This is a genomic window from Nocardia sp. NPDC052566 (genome assembly GCF_044547285.1).
Taxonomy (GTDB): Bacteria; Actinomycetota; Actinomycetes; order Mycobacteriales; family Mycobacteriaceae; genus Nocardia.
Genome location: NZ_JBIUAF010000001.1, coordinates 1,317,219 through 1,338,407 on the forward strand (window position 1 = coordinate 1,317,219; position 21,189 = coordinate 1,338,407).

Sequence of the window (21,189 nt, forward strand, 5' to 3'; positions counted from 1 at the left end):
AATCTCCGTCACTCCGCGCGTGCGCTGACGTCATCCAATGCGGCCGCGATGGCCCGCGGCAGTTCCAGGGTCTCGGCGGCCATCACCCCGGTGAGCTGGCCGATATCGCGCGCGCCGACGATCATGCTCGCGATGCCGGGCCGGTCGCGGATCCAGGCCAGCGCCACCGCCAGCGGCGAGGTGGCGAGCCCGTCGGCGGCGGTGACGAGCGCCTCGACCACCCGGGTCGCACGGTCGTCGAGCCGATGGCGGATCTCGGCGGCGGTGGCCTCGTCGGCGCCGCGCGAATCCGCGGGGACGCCGTCGCGGTACTTGCCGGTCAGGATGCCGCCTGCCAGCGAGGTCGAGGCGATCACGCCGATGCCGTGGTGCTGTGCGGCGGGCACGAATTCGGCCTCGGCGCCGCGCGCCAGTAGCGAATACGGGGTCTGGGCCGCGGTGATCGGCGCGATCGCGGCCAGGCTCGCCAGCTGCCATGCGTTGAATCCGCGCACGCCCGCGTAGCGGACCTTGCCGGAGCGCACCGCGTGCTCGAGGGTGGCGGCGACCTCGTCGAGCGGGGTGCGGGCATCCCAGGACGCGACATTCCAGATGTCGAGGTAATCGGTGCCGAGCTCGAGCAGGGTGCGGTCGAGCTGGTGCAGCAGCGTGCGGCGCGAGGTGTCGATGGTCGGGCGCGCGGGTTGCGGTGCGGTCAGCGGATCGGTATCGATCACCGGTACGACGCCCGCCGAACCGCTGAGCACCAGTTCGTCGCGCGGCACCAGATCACCGAGCAGGTCGGCCAGTATCCGCTGGGCGGCGCCGCCCGCGTAGGCGGGGGAGGTCTCGACCAGGGTGCCGCCCGCCTCGGCGAAGGCGACGAGCTGCACGGCCGCCTCGTCGGGATCGGTCTGCGCGCCCCACGTGTGGGTCGCCAATCCCATACGGGACACCCGTAGGCCGCTGCGGCCGACCGTCCGCTGTTCCATCACCGTGTCCGCGCAATCGTCACGGCGCCAAGCGTAATTGGCCGCACCGTGTGGCGGCGCCCACGGCGCGGCGCGGCGCAGCGGCCGGGTACGGCTGTCGAGTGCGCGCCCGACACTGTACTGTCGCTGCGGGATTGCGGCGAGTGCATCGATCGATGTGCCCGCCTCGAGTCAATTGCCCGGTCGGAACGGAGATTTCGGGCGTGCGGACAGAGGAGGGTGTGTGGGCGAATCGATGACCTGGGTGCAGGCGCTGGTACTCGGTCTGGTGCAGGGGCTCACCGAGTTCCTGCCGATCTCGTCCTCGGCGCACCTGCGCATCGTGTCGGCGGTGTTCTTCGGCGACGACGCGGGCGCGTCGTTCACCGCGGTCACCCAGCTCGGCACCGAGGCCGCGGTGCTCGTCTACTTCGCCAAGGACATCTGGCGCATCCTCGTCGCCTGGTTCTCCACGCTGTGGCAGCGGCTGACCAACCGGTCGCGCCAGACCGTCCCGATCACCGATCAGGTCACCACCAAGCTGCCGGTGATGGCCGCGGGCGGCTCGTATCAGGACCACCTCGACGCGGAGGCCCAGCGCGAACTCGACTACCGGATGGGCTGGTATGTGATCATCGCCACCATCCCGATCGGCGTGCTGGGCTTCCTGTTCAAGGACCAGATCCGCACCGGGGCGCGCAACCTGTGGCTGGTGTCGATGATGTTGATCGTGTTCGCGCTGGTGATCGCGACGGCCGAATACCTCGGCCGCAAACAGCGCCCGATCGAGCAGCTGACCACGCGCGACGGCCTGGTCATGGGTTTCGCGCAGTGCCTCGCGCTGATTCCCGGCGTATCCCGCTCCGGCGCCACCTCTTCGGCGGGCCTGTTCCTCGGGCTGCGACGCGAAGCGGCCGTGCGTTTCTCGTTCCTGCTCGCGATCCCGGCGGTGACCGCGTCCGGCCTGTTCAGCCTGCCCGACGCGTTCGCGCCCGCCGGTGAGGGGCTCAACGCGAGCGGACCGCAGCTGATCGTCGCGACGATCGTCGCGTTCGCCGTCGGCTTCGCCTCCATCGCCTGGCTGCTGCGATTCGTGGCACAGCATTCACTCGACTGGTTCGTCGGCTATCGCATCATCCTCGGGTTGACCGTGATGGGTCTGCTCGCCGGCGGGGTGGTAACCCCGACATGATCGCTAGGCTTACGTAATGACGGTGATCCTGCTGCGGCACGGTGTGTCCACCTCGAACACCGCCCGCACCCTCGCCGGGCGCAGCGCCGGTGTCGACCTGACGGAGCGCGGCGCGGACCAAGCCTTCGGCGTCGCCGACCGGCTCGCGGGGCTGCCGATCGAGCACATCGTGCACTCGCCGCTACTTCGCTGTCAGCGCACCGTGGCACCGCTCGCGGAAAAACTCGGCATCGAACCGGAATACGACGACCGATTGATCGAGGTCGACTACGGCCAGTGGACCGGGCGCCCGATCGCGGAGCTGCTGAACGAGCCGCTGTGGAAGGTGGTACAGCGGCACGCCTCCGGCGCGGTGTTCCCGGGCGGGGAAGGCTTGGCGCAGGTGCAGACTCGCGCCGTCGCCGCGGTCCGCGAGATCGATCGCAGGCTCGCCGAGCAACACGACGGCGATGTGCTGTGGGTGGCGTGCACACACGGCGACGTGATCAAATCCGTTGTCGCGGACGCACTCGGCATCCACCTCGACGGATTCCAGCGCATCGTGGTGGAACCGGCCTCGCTGAGCGTCATCCGCTACACCCCGACCGCCCCGTATGTGCTGCGCGTGAACGATACCGGCGGTGATCTTTCCGGCCTCGCCGCAAGCAAACCGCAACGCGCCGACGCCGATTCCCGTGCCCGCCCGTCGCCCGCCGAGGCCGATACCTCGGGGCCCGTTCCCGGTGGGGAACTCGGACCGGCCGCGGGTGCGGATAATGGGAATGCGGAGCGTTCCGAATCCTTGTAATGAAGTAGTGGCGTCGTAGAACCCGGGCGCCGCGGGTAGTCGATCAGGGTCACGTATCAGGAGGTGCAGATGGCACGAGCAATCCATGTATTTCGCACCCCCGATCGTTTCGTCGCCGGGACCGTCGGTGAGCCGGGCGATCGATCCTTCTACTTACAGGCCGTGCAGGAGCCGAGGGTGGTGAGCGTGCTGCTGGAGAAGCAGCAGGTGAAGGTGCTCGCCGACCGGATGGGTCTGCTGCTGGACGAGGTCGCGCGGCGGTTCAGCGCGCATGTGCCGCCGCCCGCCGACGACATCAGCGACAGCGCGCCGCTGGTGACCCCGATCGACGCCGAATTCCGGGTCGGCACAATGGGGTTGGGCTGGGACGCGGACGCGGGCGCGGTGGTGGTCGAGCTGCTGGCGATCACCGAGACCGAGGTCGACGAGTCCGTGGTGCTCGACGACACCGAGGAGGGGCCGGACGCGGTGCGGGTGTTCCTGACACCGGTGCAGGCGCGGGAGTTCGCGTTGCGCTCGGCGCGGGTGATCGCCGCGGGGCGCCCGCCGTGCCCGCTGTGCGGGGAACCGCTGTCGGCGCGCGGGCACATGTGTGTGCGCACCAACGGCTACAAACGCGGTGACATCTTCGGCTCTGCCGAACTAGAGGAGTGATGGGTTGGCCACCGGGCAGGAGCGAAGTGACACGGGCAGCGGCGGACGTGGCGCGCAGGACGGCATCGGTGGGCAGGACGGGTTCCACGGCGGTGAACTGACCGTCATCGGGCGGATCAGCACCGCGAGCAATGTGACCCTGGTGTGCGACGTCGACGGTGCGGCGGAGACGCCGCTGCGGGTGGTGTACAAACCGGTGCGCGGCGAACGGCCGCTGTGGGACTTCCCGGACGGCACCCTCGCGGGCCGCGAGGTGGCCTCCTATCTGGTCTCCGACGCGCTCGGCTGGGGCGTGATCCCGGAGACCATCCTGCGCGACGGGCCGTACGGGCCCGGCATGGTGCAGCGCTGGGTCGAGGCGGTGGACAACCACACCGACCAGGGCGACCGGCTCGATCTGGTCGACCTGTGCCCGCCCGGCGCGGTGCCCGACGGCTTCCGCGAGGTGCTGCGCGCGCTCGATCCGTCGGGTAACGAGGTGTCGCTGATCCATGCCGACGATCCGCGGCTGCAGCGGATGGCGGTGCTGGATGTGCTGCTCAACAATGCCGACCGCAAAGGCGGGCACGCGCTGGAGGGCGTCGACGGTCAGGTGTACGGCGTCGACCACGGCATCTGTCTGCACACCGAGCACAAACTACGCACGGTGCTGTGGGGCTGGGCGGGTCAGCCGATCTGCGACGGGCTGATGGCCGATGTCACCGCCTTCGCCAAGGCACTGCCAGGCCCGATCGCGGACACCCTCGCCCGGCACATCACCGACGCCGAGATCGATGCGCTCGCCGAACGCACCCAGGAACTGCTCGACCACCCGGTCATGCCGGTCCCGCGCACCGCCCGCCCGATTCCATGGCCCGCATTCTGAGCTGGGGCCGTACGTACGGAGGATACCGATGACAGGCGAAACACCGAGCGTGCGTGTGGGATTCGGTGCACCGACGGATAAGTTCGCGCTGCACTACGTGCACTTCTACGCCGAGAAGCCGTTCCTGGACACCGATCTGTACCTGTACGACAACGGCACCTACTGGATCACCTCCGACGGTGAGGACCACTACGGCGTCTACGTGGTGACCGACGGTGCGATCGGCGCCGCGCGCTACACCCTCCGTTTCATCTCGCTGCCCTCACCGGACTGGGGTGACACGGTCGCCTATCACGAACTCGAATTCGACTCCGCACGTGGGGAATTCACGCAGCTGGCGTACTCGGCGACCGATCCGGACATCCCGGCGCAGGACGGCACCTTCGTGCTCGAACCGAACACCGTCGCCGATCCCACCCGCGCGCCCGGCAGGCAGCCGGGCTGACCGGCCGGGCGACGGCTACGGGGTTCGCCTTTCAGGAGATGAGCGGGCGGACCTGCTCGCCGACGAAGCGGACGAATCCGACGAGATCGGGGTCGTCGTCGGTGGGCTCCAGGACGACGGTATCGGCGCCCGCGGCCGCGCGGACGCGCACCGCGTCGGCGATCTCCTCGGCACTGCCCGCGACACCGACGGGTGTGGCGAAGGCGTCGCGCGCCTGGGACGCGGCGAGGCGTTCGGCGGCGTCCGGGCCGGTGGCGGCGCGCAGGTAGGAGATCAGCCGATGCTGGTCTGTGCGACCGGCTTTCGCGCGTCCCTCGTCGATGAGCGCGCGTGCGTCGCGGATGCCGTCGAGTGGCGTGCGGGAGACGAGGATGGTGCCGTCGGCGAGTTCGCCGGACAGGCGCAGCGTCTTGGGTCCGGTCGCGGCCGAGATGAGCGGCAGCGGGGTGGTGGGTGGAAAGACCAGCGCGACCTCGTCCAGGTCGACGTAGCGGCCGTGCGCGGTGACCTTCTCGCCGTCGAGCAGCGCACGCAGCGCGCCGAATTGCTCGCGCAGCAACGTCATCGGCGAATCGACCCGCACGCCCGCCTGTGCCATCCAGTCCTGCGCGCCGTGCCCGAAACCGGGGAGTACCCGCCCGGGATGGAGCCGGGCAAGCACCGCGATTTCCATCGCGGTCAATGCCACCGCGCGCAGCGGCACCGGGAACACGCCGATGCCGACCCGGACCCGCTCGGTGCGCGCGAGCACGGTCGCCGCCGATGCCACGCCACCGCCCCAGAAGCAGTCCTCCCACAGCCAGAGCTCGTCGAGCCCGCTGCCGTCGGCCGCCGCGGCGACCGCGGCGAGTTGTTCGGGTGGGATCTGGGGTAGCGACACCGCGCCGAGAACAGTCACGGTGCCAACGTATCGCCGTGCGGGCCGCGCTGTCAGAGCATTTTCCGGGCCGCGGCGATCCGCGGTGGTGGCCGCGGATCGTTCGATTCCGTGTGCGCGAAACCGTTGACATCCCATCATCGGTCCATATGCCCAGGTCGGCACCCGGCCAGGGGGTGCAGGGGGCATCGTGCCACATGGGGCGGGGCGCAATGATCTCGACCACACCTTTACCCTCGAATCATGCAGTCCTGGTCCGAAATCGCCCTACCAACCGTCGCCGGAGCAGGGCCGCCGTTGCGGTTGTATGACACCGCCGACCGTCAGGTGCGCCCGGTGACCCCGGGGCCCACCGCCACCATGTACGTCTGCGGGATCACCCCCTACGACGCCACCCACCTCGGGCACGCCGCGACCTACCTGACCTTCGATCTGGTCAACCGGTTGTGGCGCGACGCGGGGCACGATGTGCACTACGTGCAGAACGTGACCGACGTGGACGATCCGCTGTTCGAGCGTGCCGACCGCGACGGCATCGACTGGCGTGAGCTCGGCACCCGCGAGATCAACCTGTTCCGCGAGGATATGACCGCGCTGCGCATCGTGCCGCCGCGCGAATACATCGGTGCCATCGAATCGGTCGACGAGGTCGTCGAGATCGTGGAGAAGCTGCTTGCCTCGGGTGCGGCCTATGTCGTCGACGACGCCGAGTATCCGGACGTGTACTTCCGCGCCGACGCCACCGAGCAGTTCGGCTACGAATCCGGGTACGACCGCGCCACCATGGAACGCTTCTTCGCCGAACGCGGCGGCGACCCGGACCGGCCCGGCAAGCGCGACACCATCGACGCACTGCTGTGGCGCGCCGCCCGCCCGGGCGAGCCGTCCTGGCCCGCACCGTTCGGCGCGGGCCGTCCGGGCTGGCATATCGAGTGTGCGGCGATCGCGCTCAACCGCATCGGCTCGGAGTTCGACATCCAGGGCGGCGGCAGCGATCTCATCTACCCGCACCACGAATACTCCGCCGCGCACGCCGAGGCGCTGCTGCCCGGCCGCCGCTTCGCCCGCCACTACGTGCACGCGGGCCTCATCGGCCTCGACGGCGAGAAGATGTCCAAATCCAGGGGCAACCTGGTGCTGGTCTCCAAACTGCGGCAGGCGGGCGTCGACCCCGGCGCCATCCGCCTCGGCCTGCTCGCCGGCCACTACCGCCAGGACCGCATGTGGACCGACGCGGTATTGGAAACCGCCAAGGGCCGGCTGGACCTGTGGCGGCGCGCCACGAACCTCGCCTCGGGTCCCGACGCCACCGACACCATCGCCCGGCTCCGCCAGCACCTGGCCGACGATCTGGACACTCCGAAAGCCCTTGACGCGGTGGACAACTGGGCACGCACCGCGGTCGACTACGGCGGTGCGGACAGCGACGCCCCCGCGGCGATCCGCACGGCGGTCGACGCGCTCCTGGGTATCGAGCTCTAGCCGAACGGGCCTGCGCGGACACAATTCGCCTCCTCGTGGCAGAAATTGCCACCACCGCGCGAAAAGTGTCCGCGCAGGCCCGCCCGGTCGCCGCCGTTGCGGTGCACCAATGCGTGCCGTGCGTCGGGTGCACGGTGACAGAATCGGGCGGTTTCCTTGCCGGGGGTGTGATTCCGTGGTGTGGTGCATGCGTGTGCAAGATCCATGGGCGGTTGGTCGGGCGGCGGTCGGTGCTGGGGGCGCTCGGCGCGGTGACGCTGCTCGCGGCCGGACGGTTGGAGGCGGCGGCCGAGGTCGCCGCGCCGCGGACCGTCGCGGCGCGGCAGCGGTTCTTCGGCCAGGAGGCCGTCGATGCGGAAACCGGTGCGGTACGGGCGGATCGGGTGGTGCTGTCGTGGGTGGGGTGCACCACGTACGCGCTGGCCATGGGCGGGTCGGTATTCCTGCTCGACGCGTGGGTGCCGCGGCTGACCAGCACCGGATACGTTCCGGCGACACCGCAGGATCTCGCGGATCTGGCGCCCGAGGCCCTCTTCATCGGGCACGGGCATTTCGACCACGCCGGTGACGCGGGCCGGATCGCGCAGGCCAGCGGTGCGGTCGTCTACGGTACGGCCGAGCACGGCACGAATATCCTTGCCCAGGTTGCTGATCCGGGTTTCCGGACGGTCGCGCTCGGTGACGCGGGCACCCAGCCGGGTGAGCGGCACGACTTCACCGTCGGCGCGGTCGAGGTGACCGCGATCCGGCACGTGCACTCGGGGCCCACCGCGCCGGAACGCCCGGGCGGGTCGGGCCCGTTCTTCCCGATGCCGGAGCTGTGCCCGCTCGTGCAGTACCCGCCGTCGCTGGCCGGGCTGCTGCAGAACGTGCCGCGGCTGAACGATCCGGAGGGCGGCTCGGTGCTCTACCAGTTCCGCGTCCCCGGTTTCGCGCTGCTGTGGCACGATTCCGCGGGCCCGCTCACCGAGAAGGCGCCGCAGGTGTTCGACATCCTCGGCGGGCTACCGCACACCGACCTGCACCTCGGCGCGGTCCAGGGTTTCAACCAGTTCACCAACGGCCTGCGCGATCCCCGCCGCTACATCGAAGCCGTCGCCCCCACCGTGTTCGTCCCCAGCCACCACGACAACTGGCTACCCGGCATCACCGCGAGCGCCGCCACCTACGACCCGCCGCTGCGCGACGAACTCGCCCGCATCCCCGCCGCCCGCCGCCCCGAACTCCGCTCACTGCACGACCCCACCGACTACATCGCCCCGCACCACCTCACCTTTGCCCTCTGAATTCTGCCCGCCCGCAACACAATTGCCGGGAACCGCGGCGCCGTCCTCGTTCCGCCATGCGATGAGCGCGGTCGCGCACCTGATGACGCCGCTGATCTTCGCCGGCGTGACACCGTTGGCGATCCGGTGTCCATCGCGCCCGGGCTGAATCCCGCATTCGGCTCGATCCGAAGTCGGGGCACGGTTGCCCGCCAGGGATAGGTCGGTTGTGCATCGATCGTGCGCTGGGACGCACCCGCCTGCCAGTGGCCTGATTGCCATGGTTCGGTAAGATGTGGCCATGCCCATGGTCGCGGTGATCGCACTCGACGGTGTCCTCGGCTTCGAGCTGATGATCCCGGGCCAGGTCTTCGGCGCGGCGCGGACCGCCGACGACGAGCCGTTGTACGAGATCAGGATCTGCGGGCCGCGCCCGCGGGTGCGCACCGACGGCGAGTTCGGCGCATGCGACATCGTCGTACCGCATCCGCTGCGGACGGTGGCCGCCGCCGATATCGTCGTCGTGCCCGCCTACGCCGAACTGCGCACCGCCACACCGCCGCCCGCGGTGCTCGACGCGTTGCGCACGGCCGCCGCACGCGGCGCGACCATCGCCTCGATCTGCGCGGGCGCCTTCGTGCTCGCCGCCGCCGGACTGCTCGACGGCCGTCGCGCGACCACCCACTGGGCGCACGCGAGCGAACTGGCGCAACGCTTTCCGGCGATCACCGTCGACCCGGCGGCGCTGTTCATCGACGAGGGATCGGTGCTGACGGCCGCGGGCGTCGCCGCGGGCCTGGACATGTGCCTGCACCTGGTCGGTCGCGACTTCGGCGCGGCGGTGGCGGCCGACGCCGCGCGCCGCACCATCGTGCCGTTGCACCGCGCGGGCGGCCAGGCTCAGTTCATTCCGCAGGTCATGCCGGACCGGGAGAGCTCGCTGGCCCCGACGCTCGACTGGCTGGCCGTGAACCTGCACCGCCCGCTGAGCCTGCGCGAGATCGCCGAGCACACCGGCGTCAGCGTCCGCACCCTGAACCGCCGTTTCCACGATCAGGTCGGCACCGCACCGCTGCGCTGGCTGCTGCACGCCCGCGTCGACCGCGCCAAACAACTCCTGGAGACCACCGACCTTTCGGTCGAACAGGTCGGCGCCCGAACCGGTTTCGCCGCCCCCGAAACCCTGCGCTACCAATTCACCCGTGCCACCGGCACCACGCCGACCGCCTACCGCAACACCTTCCGCGTCACGACCTCCTGACCGCGCCCGGATCTGCCGCTACGGACCGGTGCGTCGACCGCAACCGTCTACCGCTCCTGCCGGGACCCCGAGTCGGCTGGGTGATCTCGGCCGTGCGACGCGAATCCCGGCGGGTGCTGCCAGGTGTCGTCGGCGAGTAGGGATGTGGCCGGTGGTGCTCGGTGCCGCGACACCGACCGCGACGGGTGGCAGGGCGCAGTGTTCATCGAGCCTGTGCCGGGGCTCGTCAGGCGAGGACGAAGAGGCCCGTGAGGTACATGGCGGCGACGCCGACCGCGATGCCGGTGAGGGCGGGGATGTCCATCGACGCGATGGTGCCTTGGTCCGGACGGGCGGTGCCGCGCAAGGCGGGGGCGATCTGGACGATCACCTGGAGGATGGCGCCGATGCCGAGACCCAGTAGCAGGATGGACAATTCGGCGTTGTTGATGCCCGCGCCGACGACGGCGCCGACGATGGCGGGTCCACCGGCCAGCAGGCCGAGACAGGCCAATCGAGTGAACGAGGGGCGGGTCTGGGCGATCAGCGGGCTGACGATGGCCAAGCCCTCGGTGGTGTTGTGCAGTGCGAAGCCGATGACGAGCCCGGCGCCGAGTGCGAGTTCGCCCAGCGCGTAAGCGGATCCGATGGCGAGGCCTTCGCCGAGGTTGTGCAGCCCGATGCCGATGGCGATCATCAGCGAGAGCCGCAGGCCGCGTTGCGCCGATTCGCCGGGCCCCGCGGCGGCTCGGCGGTGGGCGAGGTAGCGGTCGATGACGGTCAGGGCGAGGAAGGCGAGGATGGCGCCGAGGGCGAGCAGTGAGACGCCGCCGAAGGCCCCGCCGGTGCGGTCGCCGAGCTCGAATCCCTCGAAACCGGCGTCCACGGCGAGGAATACGAGCAGGCCGACGGTTACCGCGAGCAGGAAGCGCATGCCGCGCGCGCCGACTCGGCGCAGCATCGGCAGCAGCAGCATGCCGAGCACCACGGGAATGATGCCGACGTAGGTGCCGAGCAGCGCCATCACGCCGACGAGATCCCGCCCACCGGTGGGTGTTTCGACCGCCGCGGGGATGTCGTGCTCGATCACGAGTCCGCTGGAGGTCAGCATGGAGATCAGATACGGCTGCCCGCTCTGCCACGGATAGTCCAGTGCCAGGACAACACTGCGCCGCGGCGCGATCGGCTCCTCGCCGCCCCGCAGGTCGACGAACGCGTCGTTGACGAACACCTGCGCCACCTGCACCGGATCGGGGCCTGCGTTGCGCACGGTGAGCTCGATGGTGCCCGGTGCCATCCGAACATGCTCCACCGCAAGCTCTTCCACGGGTGGCCCGAGCCGCTCCGGCAGCGATCGACCACCCAGCACCGCGAGCGCGGCCAGTGTCGCGCCGAGCAACAGGATGACCGCGAGCATCGGTGTCCACGCCGGGAGCAACGGCGGCGAACCGCTCGACCGCTGGGTATCGGCGGCGTCCGCGGTCGCCGAGTCGTCGGCGGGCGGGGTGTCATGCCCATGCCCGCCATCGCCGCTCATGCGATCACCTCGAAGAATCCCATCCAGCCGAGTTCGGCGAATTCGGATTTGTGGGCGTGGAACATGTATCGGCCCGGATGGGGGAAGCGGAGTTCGCAGATGCCGCGCTGCCCTTGGCCCTGCACGATGGTGTCGGTGTAATCGGCGGGCTGCGTGCGGGTTCCGGTGGGGTAGTAGTCGAAGAAGTTGCCGTGGATGTGAAAGCTGTTGACCGGGTCGTACTCGAGCACATTGACGAGGTAGATGCGAACCAGCGCACCGCGTTTCACGCGGATCGGCTCGTGCATGTAGTGGAACGGGATGCCGTTGACCGCGTAGAGCTGATTGCCTTCGGCGTCGAAGGTGGTGTTGTAGCCGTGCTGGACCATCACCAGTTCGTCGGCGGGCGGCCGGGGTTGGGGCGGGTCGACGATGAAGGTGCCGTACATGCCGCGCGCGATGTGCTCGGCGAGCGGCCCGACGTGGCAGTGGTACAGATGCAGCCCGAACGGGCTGGCGTCGAATTCGTAGACGGTGGTCTGGCCGGGCTGGATGAGTCCCGCGCCGATGCCGGGCATGCCGTCCATCTCGGCGGGATGGATGCCGTGGAAGTGCATGGTGTGCGGATGCCGGGAGCCGTTGGTGAAACTGATCCGCAGCAGCTCACCCTCGGTGCAGCGCAAGGTCGGACCGGGCACCCGCCCGTTGAAAAGCCATGCGGGAAAACGGACTCCGGGCGCCACCTCGATCTCCCGGTCGGTGGCGACCACCTCCCAGCTGCGCACGGTGCGCCCGCCCGCGCTGCCGACGGTGCCGTAGTCGAAGTCGCGCAGTATCTCGGTGGGGTGAAACCCGTTGGCGCGGTGATCGACCACCTTGCCTTTGCGGAAGGTCGGCCCGGTCACCCCGCCGCCGTGCGCGGCGGCGGCATGGCCGTCACGATGCCCGTCGAGCTGGGTCGGCGCGGCACTCGACACGCTGCGCGCGGCCACCGCGGCCCCGCCGATCCCGAGTAGCGCGCCCCCGGCCAGAAACCCCCGTCGCGTGGCCCCCGTCGCTGGATCGCCCACCGCACACCTCGTTCCGCGCTGGTTTCGGATTCCCTAACTTATTACTCTGGGAATGCGAAAACAATGAACGTTAGTTGTTGTAACCATCAGGAACTCACGTAAGTCTGCTCTCGCGATGGACTTACCTGAGTTCCTGATGATCTTTGATGTCAGCCGACGACCGGCGCGTCGGCGCCCGCGGCGGGCTCGTGGACGGCGTCGACAGGTTCGGTGGCGTAGAGGCGTTCGATCTCCACCGCGTATTTGCCCGCGATCGGCTTGCGGCGCAGCTTCATGGTGAGGGTGATCTCGTCACCGCCGGGCTCCCAGAAGGTTGGCAGCACGGTGAATCGTTTGACCTGCTCGATCCGCGACAGCGCGCTGTTGCCCGCCGCGACACCGCGGGCGATCTCGGCGATCACCACCGGATCGGCGGCCAGCGCCGCGGGGGTGGCGTCGGTCAAACCGTGTTGTGCCGCATAGGGTCCGGCGGATTCGGCGTCGATGACGATCAGGGCGGTGGTGTACGGGCGGTTGTCGCCGATCGCGGCGATGGTGCCGATGAGCGGTGTCGCGGCCTTGATCGCGTTCTCGATATTGGCCGGGGACATGTTCTTTCCCGCGGAGTTGATGATGAGTTCCTTCTTGCGGTCGACCACCCGCAGGTAGCCGTCGGCGTCCTGGGTGAGGATGTCGCCGGTGTACAGCCAGCCGTCCGCGTCGAGCGCCTCGGCGGTCTTCTGCGGTTCCTTGCGGTAGCCGCGCATCACCGAGCCGCTGCGCACCAGGAATTCCCCGTCCTCGGCGATGCGGGATTCGAAGCCGGGCAACAGCTTTCCGACCGCGCCGAGGCGTGACTGCGCGGGCGAGGCGACGCTGCCGACGCAGGTGATCTCCGACATGCCCCACAGTTCGCAGATCGGGATGCCGAGACCGAAGAAGAACCCGAGCGTCTGCGGCGGGATCGGCGCGGCGCCCGACATGGCCCACTTCACCTGTTCCAGACCGAGTTTCGCGCGCAACTTGCTCAACACCAGTTCATCGGCGCGCGCCCACTCCGCTGCGAGCCCGGCATCGATCGGTTCATCGCGCAGTTGCGCGTCGGCCTTGCGTTTCGCCACCCCCATCGCCCAATCCAGACCGGCGCGGGTTGTTTCGTCGGGTTCGTTGGCGATCGCGAATTCGAGTGCGGCCTTGAACTTTTCCCAGACGCGCGGCACCGCGCCCCAGATGGTGGGGCGCGCGTCGAGCAGCGCGGCGGGCAACTGGGCGCGATCGGGCACCACGGTGATCTGGGTGCCGAACACCTCCTGCAGGTAGAGCGCGGTGAACCGGTCGGCCATATGGGCCGTGGGCAGGTAGGAGATCTGCCGGTCGCCGAACTCGACCGGCAGCACGGTGGCCATCGCATGGGCGTCGAAGAGCAGGTTGGCGTGGGTGAGTTCGACACCCTTCGGATTGCCGGTGGTGCCCGAGGTGTAGCAGAGGGTGAGCACGTCGTCGGGGCGTACCGCCCGCCAGGTGGCGTCGAAGTCGAAGTCGGCGCGTGCCATGGCTTTCAGCTCGGGCACACCGAGGGTGTCCGGCGGGTTGCCGTCGACGCAGACGATGAACTCGATCGGTATGCCGCAGGACCTGATCCGCTCGACGTATTGCGCCTCGCAGATCACCACCCGGTTGCCCGCATTGTCGAAGACGTAGTGCAGCTGTTCGGGCGCGAGGGTGTTGTACACCGAGAACGAGGTGGCGCCGGTGTGCTGGATGCCCACCTCCAGCGGATAGAACTCGACCCGGTTGGCCATCATCAGCGCGACGGTGTCGCCGCGGCCGATGCCGAGCGCCGCCAGTCCGGCGGCGACCTCGCGGGCTTGTCCGGCGTAGGCACGCCAGGTGAGTGACTGCGCCCCGCCGATCGAGCGGACGGCGACCGCGTCCGGATCGATCGCCGCGACCCGTTGGAAGGCGGCACAGGTGGTGTTCGGTTCGGTCATCGCATATCTCATTCATGTCGCCTGGCTTTGCACCGACGGTAGGGGGCGTCATGGCGCGCGAGTGGACGTTTGGCGTGATTTGTCGCCGATCCGGTGCGTTGGGCCGTTTCCGGTGCTGCGCAGACCGCTATGGACGGCTCGGTTCGTCCGGCGAGAATCGGCACGAATCACTGGTCAGCCCGCATTGCTTGCTTAGTACCCATAGGGGGTATAAGTTCGTTGACCGACCGGGTCGGCACCGCGAGCACCGTCGAGGAGTTGGGCAGATGAACGAACACGGCACCCCTGCGCACACCCGCACCGCCGTGCTCGACGTCAGCGGCATGCTGCGCGCCAGCCAGCAGAACGTGATCACCGCCGTGCTGCGCCGCCGCCCCGGCGTCCTCGATGTCTCGGCGAACCCGGTCGCGCAGACCGCCACCGTCGTCTTCGATCCCGCCCGCACCTCGGTCACCCAACTCCGCGACTGGGTCATCGACTGCGGCTACCACTGCGCAGGCCGCTCGGTCCCCACCCACCTCTGCGACCCGCTCCTGGACCCCGCTGCACCGGCAACACCGCCGACCGTCCCGCATGAACCCCACCCGAGCCCGTCGTCGACAACGGCCGAGGATGCGGCGCGGCCTACCCATGAGGGCGCGAGCTCCGGGGATACCACCGATCGTGCAGCGCACGACCCCGGCACGGACACCGAACATGCGGCGCCGCAGCTGGATACGTCGCATGCTGCCGGCCGGGCGGCGGCGCGGACCGACGCCGCCGCGCCGCACGACCGCACGAGTGGCGCGACCGCCGCCGTGGATCACGATCACGGCGTACCGCACGATCACCAAAGAGGCACGCACCCAACGGCCTTCGCCGACGCCCCCATGTCGGGCGAGGCGGACTCGGACAGTGCTGCCGGGCACCCGGTGGAGCACGATCATGCGGTTATGGCGGAGGCCGCGCGGGGGCATGGCGGCGCCGGTCACGAGATGAGTGCCGGGTCGCATCACGGGCACGGTGGGCATGCGGGGATGTCCATGGCGGATATGGCCGCCGATATGCGGAATCGGTTCCTGGTGGCGCTGGTGTTCTCGGTGGCCGTGATGCTGTGGTCGCCGATGGCCACGGACATGTTCGGGATTCATCTGCCGGTGCCGTTCGGTCTGCGGCAAGATATTTGGGCGCTGGTGCTGAGCCTGCCGGTGATCTTCTACTCGTCGGCGATCTTCTTCACCGGCGCGGTGCAGGCATTGCGCGCCCGCACGCTGGACATGATGGTGCTCGTCGCGGTCGGTATCGGCGCGGGCTGGCTGTATTCGCTGGCGATCACGCTGACCGGCGGCGGTGAGGTGTTCTACGAGGCGTCCACCATGCTGGCCACTTTCGTGCTGCTCGGGCACTGGTTCGAGATGCGCGCCCGCGGCGGCGCCAACGACGCCATCCGCACCCTGCTCGATCTCGCGCCACCGAAGGCCGAGGTGATCCGCGACGGCGCACCCGTCGAGATCCCCACCGCCGAGGTGGTGGTCGGCGATCTGCTGCTGGTGCGGCCGGGCGCGAAGATCGCCGCCGACGGCGTGGTCGAGGACGGTGACAGCGAGGCCGACGAGTCGATGGTGACCGGCGAGAGCCTGCCGGTGCACAAGGCGCCTGGCTCCTCGGTGATCGGCGCCTCGCTCAACACCAACGGCACGCTGCGGGTGCGCGCCACCAAGGTCGGCGCCGACACCGCGCTCGCGCAGATCGTGGAACTCGTTCAGCAGGCCCAGAATTCGAAGGCGCCGGGCCAGCGACTCGCCGACCGTGCCGCGTTCTGGCTGGTGCTCGTCGCGCTCATCGGCGGCGCGCTCACCCTCGCGGTGTGGCTGCTTGCGGGGGCGTCGTTCGCCGAGGCGATGCTGTTCGCGATCACCGTCGTGGTGATCACCTGCCCCGACGCGCTCGGCCTTGCCACCCCGACCGCGATCATGGTCGGCACCGGACTCGGCGCGAAACGCGGTGTGCTGTTCAAGAACGCGCTCGCCCTGGAATCCTCGGCCCGCATCCAGACCGTCGTCATGGACAAGACCGGCACCCTCACCAAGGGCGCCCCCGAAGTCACCGATGTCGTTACCGCCCAAGGCTTCTCGTCCGACACCGCGCTGCGCCTCGTCGCCGCCGTCGAACGCGAATCCGAACACCCGCTCGCCGCCGCGATCGTCCGCCACGCCGAGCGAATCGGCGCGGATGCGGCGCACGAGTCCGGCGGGCACGGAGCAGCGGCCGCATCAGGCGCGTCGAATGACGCTCAGGCAACGAAGATTGCTGCCGACGATGCGGCAGCGGCTGATCGGCGTGGGATTCCGGTCGCGCGCAAGTTCGAGAATGTGCCCGGGCACGGGGCGATCGCGGAGGTGGACGGGCGCCGGGTGGTGGTCGGCAATCGGCGGCTGTTCGAGCGGGAAGGGATCGACCTCGGTGCGCTCGCGGCGGAGCGCGACCGCCTCGCCGGGACCGGGCACACCGCGGTGCTGGCCGCGATCGACGGAAAGGCCGCCGCCGTCATCGCTTTGGCGGACGCGCCGCGCGACACCTCGAAGGCGGCGGTGGCCGAGCTGCACGCGCTCGGCGTCGAGGTCGTCATGCTCACCGGCGACAACCGGGCCACGGCGGAGCGGATCGCCGCCGATCTCGGGATCGATACGGTGATCGCCGAGGTGCTGCCCGGCGACAAGGCCGCGAAAATCGCCGAGCTGCAAGACAGGGGCCGCAAGGTCGCGATGGTCGGCGACGGCGTGAACGACGCGCCCGCGCTGGCGCGGGCGGATCTGGGGATCGCGATCGGCGCGGGTACCGACGTCGCCATCGAAACCGCCGACCTGGTGCTCATGCGCTCCGACCCGCTCGATGTCCCGACCGCCCTGCGCATCGGCCGCGGCACCCTGCGCAAGATGCGCCAGAACCTCGCCTGGGCCGTGGGTTACAACACCATCGCCCTGCCGATCGCCGCGGGCGTGTTCGTTCCCGCCTTCGGTTTCACCCTGCGCCCCGAGATCGCGGCCATGTCGATGTCGGGCTCCAGCGTCATCGTCGCCCTCAACGCCCTGTCGCTCAAACGCCTCCGCCTCCCCGGCGCGACCCCGAAAACCCCACCGGCGCAACGCGATCGCGAACGCCGCGCCGCCGACCACCCGGGCGCCCACTTCGTCCAGTAGACCTCGGCCGCCATCGCCCGGCGGCTTCTCCCGCCAGAGCGGCCCGCGCGGGCCATCAAGACTCCGCGGGCGCAGCCGAGAGCTCATGCTCGAAGAGACGCGTCACGACGCGGTTCAGTGGCTCGCGCCCACCGGTGCTGATCGCCCGCGCAGGCGCCACCACGCCCGCGCCAGTTCGAGCAGTTGTCCGAGGTCGGTATCGAAATCGCCACTGCCGAGGGGCGCGGGTGAGCCGACGGCGGTGTGCGTGGGGGCGAGGCCCGCCATCCTCGCGTTCGCCGCGTGTGCCACCTGCTTCGCGTATTCCTCGGTGCCCCTGGTGCTTTCGGCGATCGTCGGAGGTCCGCCGGGCATATAGGGCGCGAGATGCATGAGCGCGTCGCGTATTTCGACGGTCATCCGGAACACTCGGGTGGACGGGTCGCGCGCGGTGCTCGGGGAGTGCATGACGATTTCCGGGACCGCCGCGGTGAGATCGCGCCACAGTGGATCGAGACGGCGGCACGCCCGCCCCTCGCGATCCAGGCTCACCGCACGCAGCAGCGCCGCCGACAACGTGAACGCGGGCGCGATGGCGTTGATCACGAGGCACACGGTGAACACGAGCTCCACTCGCGGCAGGTGCGGTCCGAGTTCCGGCCATCCGGTGGTCAATTGACATCCGGACAGCAGGAGATTGACCCAGACGAACAGACTACCGGCGATCACGCCCGCACCGGCGCGCCGCTCAGCCGAGCTGAGCTCGCCGGTGCGGTACTGGCGCACGACCATACGGGTGAAGACCGTCGAATTGATCGCGACCGGCATCCCGATCGCGATCGCGACGACGAGCCCGTCCCACGTGTGCCCCGCTTCGACCGGTCGACCTTCGCCGCGTGCCGCCGCGCCCGCGATCAGCATCGCGACCGTCGCCGACAGCGTGAGCAGCCCGCACCGGCGCTGACGACGCCACAGGGCATCGGGTCCGGCATCGCCGCGGTGAGCGGACCCGATGGCGTACAGGAATGTCGTCTGCATCAGGGCGCAGCCCAACGCCAGCTCTGTCAACGGAGCGGAAGACCCTGCGGTGGACGCGAACCGGAAGAGCAGCAGGCTCGCCGCACCCCACGCGAACATCCGATTGACGAGCCGATCGACAACCGTGACGCGGAAGAGCGCGAACCGGCCGGCCACGAACGCCATGAGTACGACGGTCACCGGCCATGCGACGAACCCGGGAATCAACGACGACAAGCCGAGTCCAGGGAGCGGATCCGGACTGCCATGCGCCGGGCGTAGCTCGACGCGGCCGGAGGTGTTCTCGTCCGGCGGCGATCCCTCACTTGGGCAGGCCTTGGCCGTCGAGTTTGCTTGCCAGCCAGCGGCCGTCGGGTTGGCGCTCCATGGTCATCACGAGGGTGATCTGGGTGGTGGTCGGTTGGGGTTTGGTGAGGTTGGAGATCGACTGGGACAGGGCGACCAGTACCTCGGCCTTGGCGTTGTCCGCCGAGGCGACGCCGCAGCGGATCGATTCCGACTTGCTGTGGGTCTGTGTCTGCGTCATGGTGCCGCGCAGGGCGGTTTCGGCGGAGCTGAATTCCTGGAGGAGCGAGCCGGTCGCGCCGGTGCGGACGGCGGTGAAGTAGGCGTCGAGTGAGTTGTAGTCGTAGTTGGATACGGTGGAGGCGAAGTCGCACGCCGCCGTGCGTGCGGCGTCTCGATCGGTGATCGTCTGCCGTTGGCGTGCGATGGTGTCGCGCTGGTCCGATGACCCCGCGAAGGCGAGCACCGCGACGACGATCGCCACGACCGCGATGACGGCCGCGGCCACGGTCCCGATGATCCAGCCGATGCCGCGCTGTCCGGCACGCGGCACGGGGATCGGGCCGTAGCCCGGCATCTGTCCGTAACCTGGCACCTGTCCATATCCCGGCGCGCCGATTCCCGGTGCCTGCCCGAATCCGCCCGCATTCGGCGTCGATACGTAACCCGGACTACCGGGCCAGGCCGCGGATGCCGGGACGTTCGCCGCGGGCCCGTAGCCCGGTGGTGACTGACCGGGCAGCGGTGACTGTCCGGCACTGTGCGCATGCCCCGGTGCCGGAATGCGCTCCTGGCCAGGCGTATTCGGCGGCGGAGTGTACGAAGAGCCGGGTTCGGGCGTTGCTGTCGTCGAATCCGACTCGGACATGGGCTACTCCTCGAAAGTCTTGCCGTGCCGGGTGATCGTAACCGGACGTTTCCGGCAGGCCGCCCGCGCCGCCGCCGACGGGGATGTCACTGGCTGCGTTTGGTGAGCACCGTGTCGAGTTGTTCAGCGAACTCGGCGGGGTCGCTGCGGTAGCCGACGTGGTCACCCGGGAATTCGATGACGTCCAGGCCGAGTCGGTCGGCGAGGACCGCGTTGGGCAGGGCGGGGAAGTAGTCCTTGGAGTCGTGCCCGACGCCGAGGACCAGTTTCGCGGCCGAGGTGCGCAAGGCGTCGATATCGGGGATGTACCGAGGGTATTGCCGCAGTTCATATTCCATCCAGAACCGCATGTTCTGCTGGATGCGCGCGAAGACGGCCTGCGCCTCGGGCGGCTGTTCCGCGTCGAGGCCGGGCGCCAGCCTGGCCAGTCCGACGCCGGTGGCGAATGTGGTCATGGCGGCGAGGAAGCCTTCGGTGGCGTCGATGCGGTGGACATCGTCGACGAAGGCCAGCCAGCGCTCGGCGTCGGGCAGCACCGTGGCGATCGGCGGTTCGTGTGCGATGAGGGTGTGCACGAGCTCCGGTCGCGCGGTGAGCAATTGGAGCGCGACGATGGCGCCGGAGCTGCTGCCGAGTACCGCGGCGGGCGCATCGGTGAGATGGGTGAGCAGGGCGGCCGCGTCGGCGGCGTCGAGGTCGACGCGGTGGTCGGCCGGTTCGTCGGCGGGGCTGCGGGTGAAGCCGCGCCGATCGTAGGACACCACCGTGTAGCGGGCGGCCAGCAGCTCGGCGATCGCGTCGAAGGATCCGGCGTCGCCGTTGCCGCCGGGGATGAGCAGCAGCAGCGGTCCGGCGCCGCGGATTTCGTAGTACAGCGTCGCGCCGGGGACGGGGAGCTGGTGGTTGGTCGGCACGTCCATGGGGAATTCTCCTGGCAGAAAGGTCAACTGCCGCAGCGCGTCCCGGATGACGGGCAGCACCGCGACGGGTGGATCGGAGTCGACCCACCGGGTGATGGCAACGTGCAGCGCCGCCGCGACCGAGCCGGCCATGATGCTCGGAAACATGTCGGCGTCGAGATCGCGTCCGGTGCGTGCGGCGATGGCCTCGGCCAGCGCGGCCTGGATCACCGCCTGCGCCTTGAGGTATTCGCCCTGCAGCGCGGGTTCGGCGATGATCAGCCGGACGCCGTCGACCCAGGCCGAATCGGGTCGCTCGTCGTCGCGGAATTCGGCGAGCACGGAGTGGATGACCGCGGGCCACAGGGGTTCCGCCGCCGGTCGTTCCCGCACCGCGTCCGCGATGCGCCTGGCCCGATCGACCGCGAGCGCGCAGATCGCCTCGTACTTGCTGGCGAAGTAGTTGTTGAAGGTGCGCGGCGACACCCCCGCGGCACCGGCGATGTCCTCGACCAGTACCGCGTCCAGCCCGCGCTCGACCGCGAGCCGTAATGCCGCGAACCCCAGCGCTTCCCGGGTGGCGAGCTTCTTGCGTTCTCGCAGCCCCAACACGAATGCCACGCCACCC

Annotated in this window: 17 protein-coding genes; 9 read left to right on the forward strand and 8 right to left on the reverse strand. The window is 69.6% G+C overall.

The window, feature by feature from the left end; all coding sequences use genetic code 11:
• Window positions 1-8: 8 nt before the first annotated feature.
• The gene (locus ACIG5A_RS05245; RefSeq protein WP_397237917.1) at window positions 9-971 is read right to left on the reverse strand and encodes an aldo/keto reductase; all 963 of its coding nucleotides are present in this window, start codon (window positions 969-971) and stop codon (window positions 9-11) included.
• Window positions 972-1,194: 223 nt separating this feature from the next.
• Between ACIG5A_RS05245 and ACIG5A_RS05250 the strand changes: the two genes are divergently transcribed.
• From ACIG5A_RS05250 to ACIG5A_RS05270, 5 genes are all read left to right on the forward strand, one after another.
• Window positions 1,195-2,142, forward strand: a complete 948-nt coding sequence (locus ACIG5A_RS05250; RefSeq protein ID WP_397237919.1) for an undecaprenyl-diphosphate phosphatase — start codon at window positions 1,195-1,197, stop codon at window positions 2,140-2,142.
• A 16-nt stretch (window positions 2,143-2,158) separates the two neighbouring features.
• Window positions 2,159-2,929, forward strand: coding sequence for a histidine phosphatase family protein (locus ACIG5A_RS05255; protein ID WP_397237921.1), 771 nt, complete (start codon window positions 2,159-2,161; stop codon window positions 2,927-2,929).
• A gap of 69 nt (window positions 2,930-2,998) precedes the next feature.
• The gene (locus ACIG5A_RS05260) at window positions 2,999-3,583 is read left to right on the forward strand and encodes a DUF3090 domain-containing protein (protein ID WP_397237923.1); all 585 of its coding nucleotides are present in this window, start codon (window positions 2,999-3,001) and stop codon (window positions 3,581-3,583) included.
• Window positions 3,584-3,647: 64 nt separating this feature from the next.
• The gene (locus ACIG5A_RS05265; protein ID WP_397238822.1) at window positions 3,648-4,448 is read left to right on the forward strand and encodes an SCO1664 family protein; all 801 of its coding nucleotides are present in this window, start codon (window positions 3,648-3,650) and stop codon (window positions 4,446-4,448) included.
• Between the two features lie 28 nt (window positions 4,449-4,476).
• On the forward strand, window positions 4,477-4,893 hold the full coding sequence (locus ACIG5A_RS05270) for a hypothetical protein (protein WP_397237925.1): 417 nt from the start codon (window positions 4,477-4,479) through the stop codon (window positions 4,891-4,893).
• Window positions 4,894-4,924: 31 nt separating this feature from the next.
• Here the strand turns inward: ACIG5A_RS05270 and ACIG5A_RS05275 are convergent, their stop codons facing one another.
• Window positions 4,925-5,791: an LLM class flavin-dependent oxidoreductase gene (locus ACIG5A_RS05275; RefSeq protein WP_397237927.1), complete on the reverse strand. Its 867-nt coding sequence runs from the start codon at window positions 5,789-5,791 to the stop codon at window positions 4,925-4,927.
• 222 nt (window positions 5,792-6,013) lie between these two features.
• Here ACIG5A_RS05275 and mshC point away from each other — a divergent pair, with 222 nt between their 5' ends.
• From mshC to ACIG5A_RS05290, 3 genes are all read left to right on the forward strand, one after another.
• Entirely contained in the window at window positions 6,014-7,252 is a 1,239-nt protein-coding gene (gene mshC / locus ACIG5A_RS05280; RefSeq protein WP_397237929.1) for a cysteine--1-D-myo-inosityl 2-amino-2-deoxy-alpha-D-glucopyranoside ligase, read from the forward strand.
• A gap of 191 nt (window positions 7,253-7,443) precedes the next feature.
• On the forward strand, window positions 7,444-8,538 hold the full coding sequence (locus ACIG5A_RS05285) for an MBL fold metallo-hydrolase (RefSeq protein ID WP_397237931.1): 1,095 nt from the start codon (window positions 7,444-7,446) through the stop codon (window positions 8,536-8,538).
• Window positions 8,539-8,818: 280 nt separating this feature from the next.
• The gene (locus ACIG5A_RS05290; protein WP_397237933.1) at window positions 8,819-9,778 is read left to right on the forward strand and encodes a GlxA family transcriptional regulator; all 960 of its coding nucleotides are present in this window, start codon (window positions 8,819-8,821) and stop codon (window positions 9,776-9,778) included.
• Between the two features lie 226 nt (window positions 9,779-10,004).
• Here the strand turns inward: ACIG5A_RS05290 and ACIG5A_RS05295 are convergent, their stop codons facing one another.
• The 3 genes from ACIG5A_RS05295 to fadD11 all read right to left on the reverse strand — a co-directional run bounded on the left by ACIG5A_RS05295 (window position 10,005) and on the right by fadD11 (window position 14,313).
• The gene (locus ACIG5A_RS05295) at window positions 10,005-11,294 is read right to left on the reverse strand and encodes a ZIP family metal transporter (protein WP_397237936.1); all 1,290 of its coding nucleotides are present in this window, start codon (window positions 11,292-11,294) and stop codon (window positions 10,005-10,007) included.
• Window positions 11,291-12,343 carry a multicopper oxidase domain-containing protein gene (locus ACIG5A_RS05300; RefSeq protein WP_397237938.1) on the reverse strand — a complete coding sequence of 351 codons (1,053 nt, stop codon included), beginning with the start codon at window positions 12,341-12,343 and terminating at the stop codon, window positions 11,291-11,293. Before ACIG5A_RS05300 ends, ACIG5A_RS05295 begins: the two co-directional genes overlap by 4 nt.
• Before the next feature lie 149 nt (window positions 12,344-12,492).
• Window positions 12,493-14,313: a fatty acid--CoA ligase FadD11 gene (fadD11, locus tag ACIG5A_RS05305; protein ID WP_397237940.1), complete on the reverse strand. Its 1,821-nt coding sequence runs from the start codon at window positions 14,311-14,313 to the stop codon at window positions 12,493-12,495.
• Between the two features lie 266 nt (window positions 14,314-14,579).
• Here fadD11 and ACIG5A_RS05310 point away from each other — a divergent pair, with 266 nt between their 5' ends.
• Window positions 14,580-17,492 carry a heavy metal translocating P-type ATPase gene (locus ACIG5A_RS05310; RefSeq protein ID WP_397237942.1) on the forward strand — a complete coding sequence of 971 codons (2,913 nt, stop codon included), beginning with the start codon at window positions 14,580-14,582 and terminating at the stop codon, window positions 17,490-17,492.
• 114 nt (window positions 17,493-17,606) lie between these two features.
• Here the strand turns inward: ACIG5A_RS05310 and ACIG5A_RS05315 are convergent, their stop codons facing one another.
• The 3 genes from ACIG5A_RS05315 to ACIG5A_RS05325 form a co-directional block, all read right to left on the reverse strand.
• Window positions 17,607-18,689 carry an MAB_1171c family putative transporter gene (locus ACIG5A_RS05315; RefSeq protein ID WP_397237944.1) on the reverse strand — a complete coding sequence of 361 codons (1,083 nt, stop codon included), beginning with the start codon at window positions 18,687-18,689 and terminating at the stop codon, window positions 17,607-17,609.
• Between the two features lie 121 nt (window positions 18,690-18,810).
• The gene (locus tag ACIG5A_RS05320) at window positions 18,811-19,662 is read right to left on the reverse strand and encodes a hypothetical protein (protein ID WP_397237946.1); all 852 of its coding nucleotides are present in this window, start codon (window positions 19,660-19,662) and stop codon (window positions 18,811-18,813) included.
• A gap of 86 nt (window positions 19,663-19,748) precedes the next feature.
• Entirely contained in the window at window positions 19,749-21,182 is a 1,434-nt protein-coding gene (locus ACIG5A_RS05325) for an alpha/beta fold hydrolase (RefSeq protein WP_397237948.1), read from the reverse strand.
• Between the last annotated feature and the right edge of the window lie 7 nt (window positions 21,183-21,189).

Coding starts and splice junctions, on each gene's coding strand:
- ACIG5A_RS05245 (WP_397237917.1), bottom strand. CDS start 971: ATGGAACAGCGGACGGTCGGCCGCAGCGGCCTACGGGTGTCCCGTATG.
- ACIG5A_RS05255 (WP_397237921.1), top strand. CDS start 2,159: ATGACGGTGATCCTGCTGCGGCACGGTGTGTCCACCTCGAACACCGCC.
- ACIG5A_RS05260 (WP_397237923.1), top strand. CDS start 2,999: ATGGCACGAGCAATCCATGTATTTCGCACCCCCGATCGTTTCGTCGCC.
- ACIG5A_RS05270 (WP_397237925.1), top strand. CDS start 4,477: ATGACAGGCGAAACACCGAGCGTGCGTGTGGGATTCGGTGCACCGACG.
- mshC (WP_397237929.1), top strand. CDS start 6,014: ATGCAGTCCTGGTCCGAAATCGCCCTACCAACCGTCGCCGGAGCAGGG.
- ACIG5A_RS05290 (WP_397237933.1), top strand. CDS start 8,819: ATGCCCATGGTCGCGGTGATCGCACTCGACGGTGTCCTCGGCTTCGAG.
- ACIG5A_RS05295 (WP_397237936.1), bottom strand. CDS start 11,294: ATGAGCGGCGATGGCGGGCATGGGCATGACACCCCGCCCGCCGACGAC.
- fadD11 (WP_397237940.1), bottom strand. CDS start 14,313: ATGACCGAACCGAACACCACCTGTGCCGCCTTCCAACGGGTCGCGGCG.
- ACIG5A_RS05310 (WP_397237942.1), top strand. CDS start 14,580: ATGAACGAACACGGCACCCCTGCGCACACCCGCACCGCCGTGCTCGAC.
- ACIG5A_RS05320 (WP_397237946.1), bottom strand. CDS start 19,662: ATGTCCGAGTCGGATTCGACGACAGCAACGCCCGAACCCGGCTCTTCG.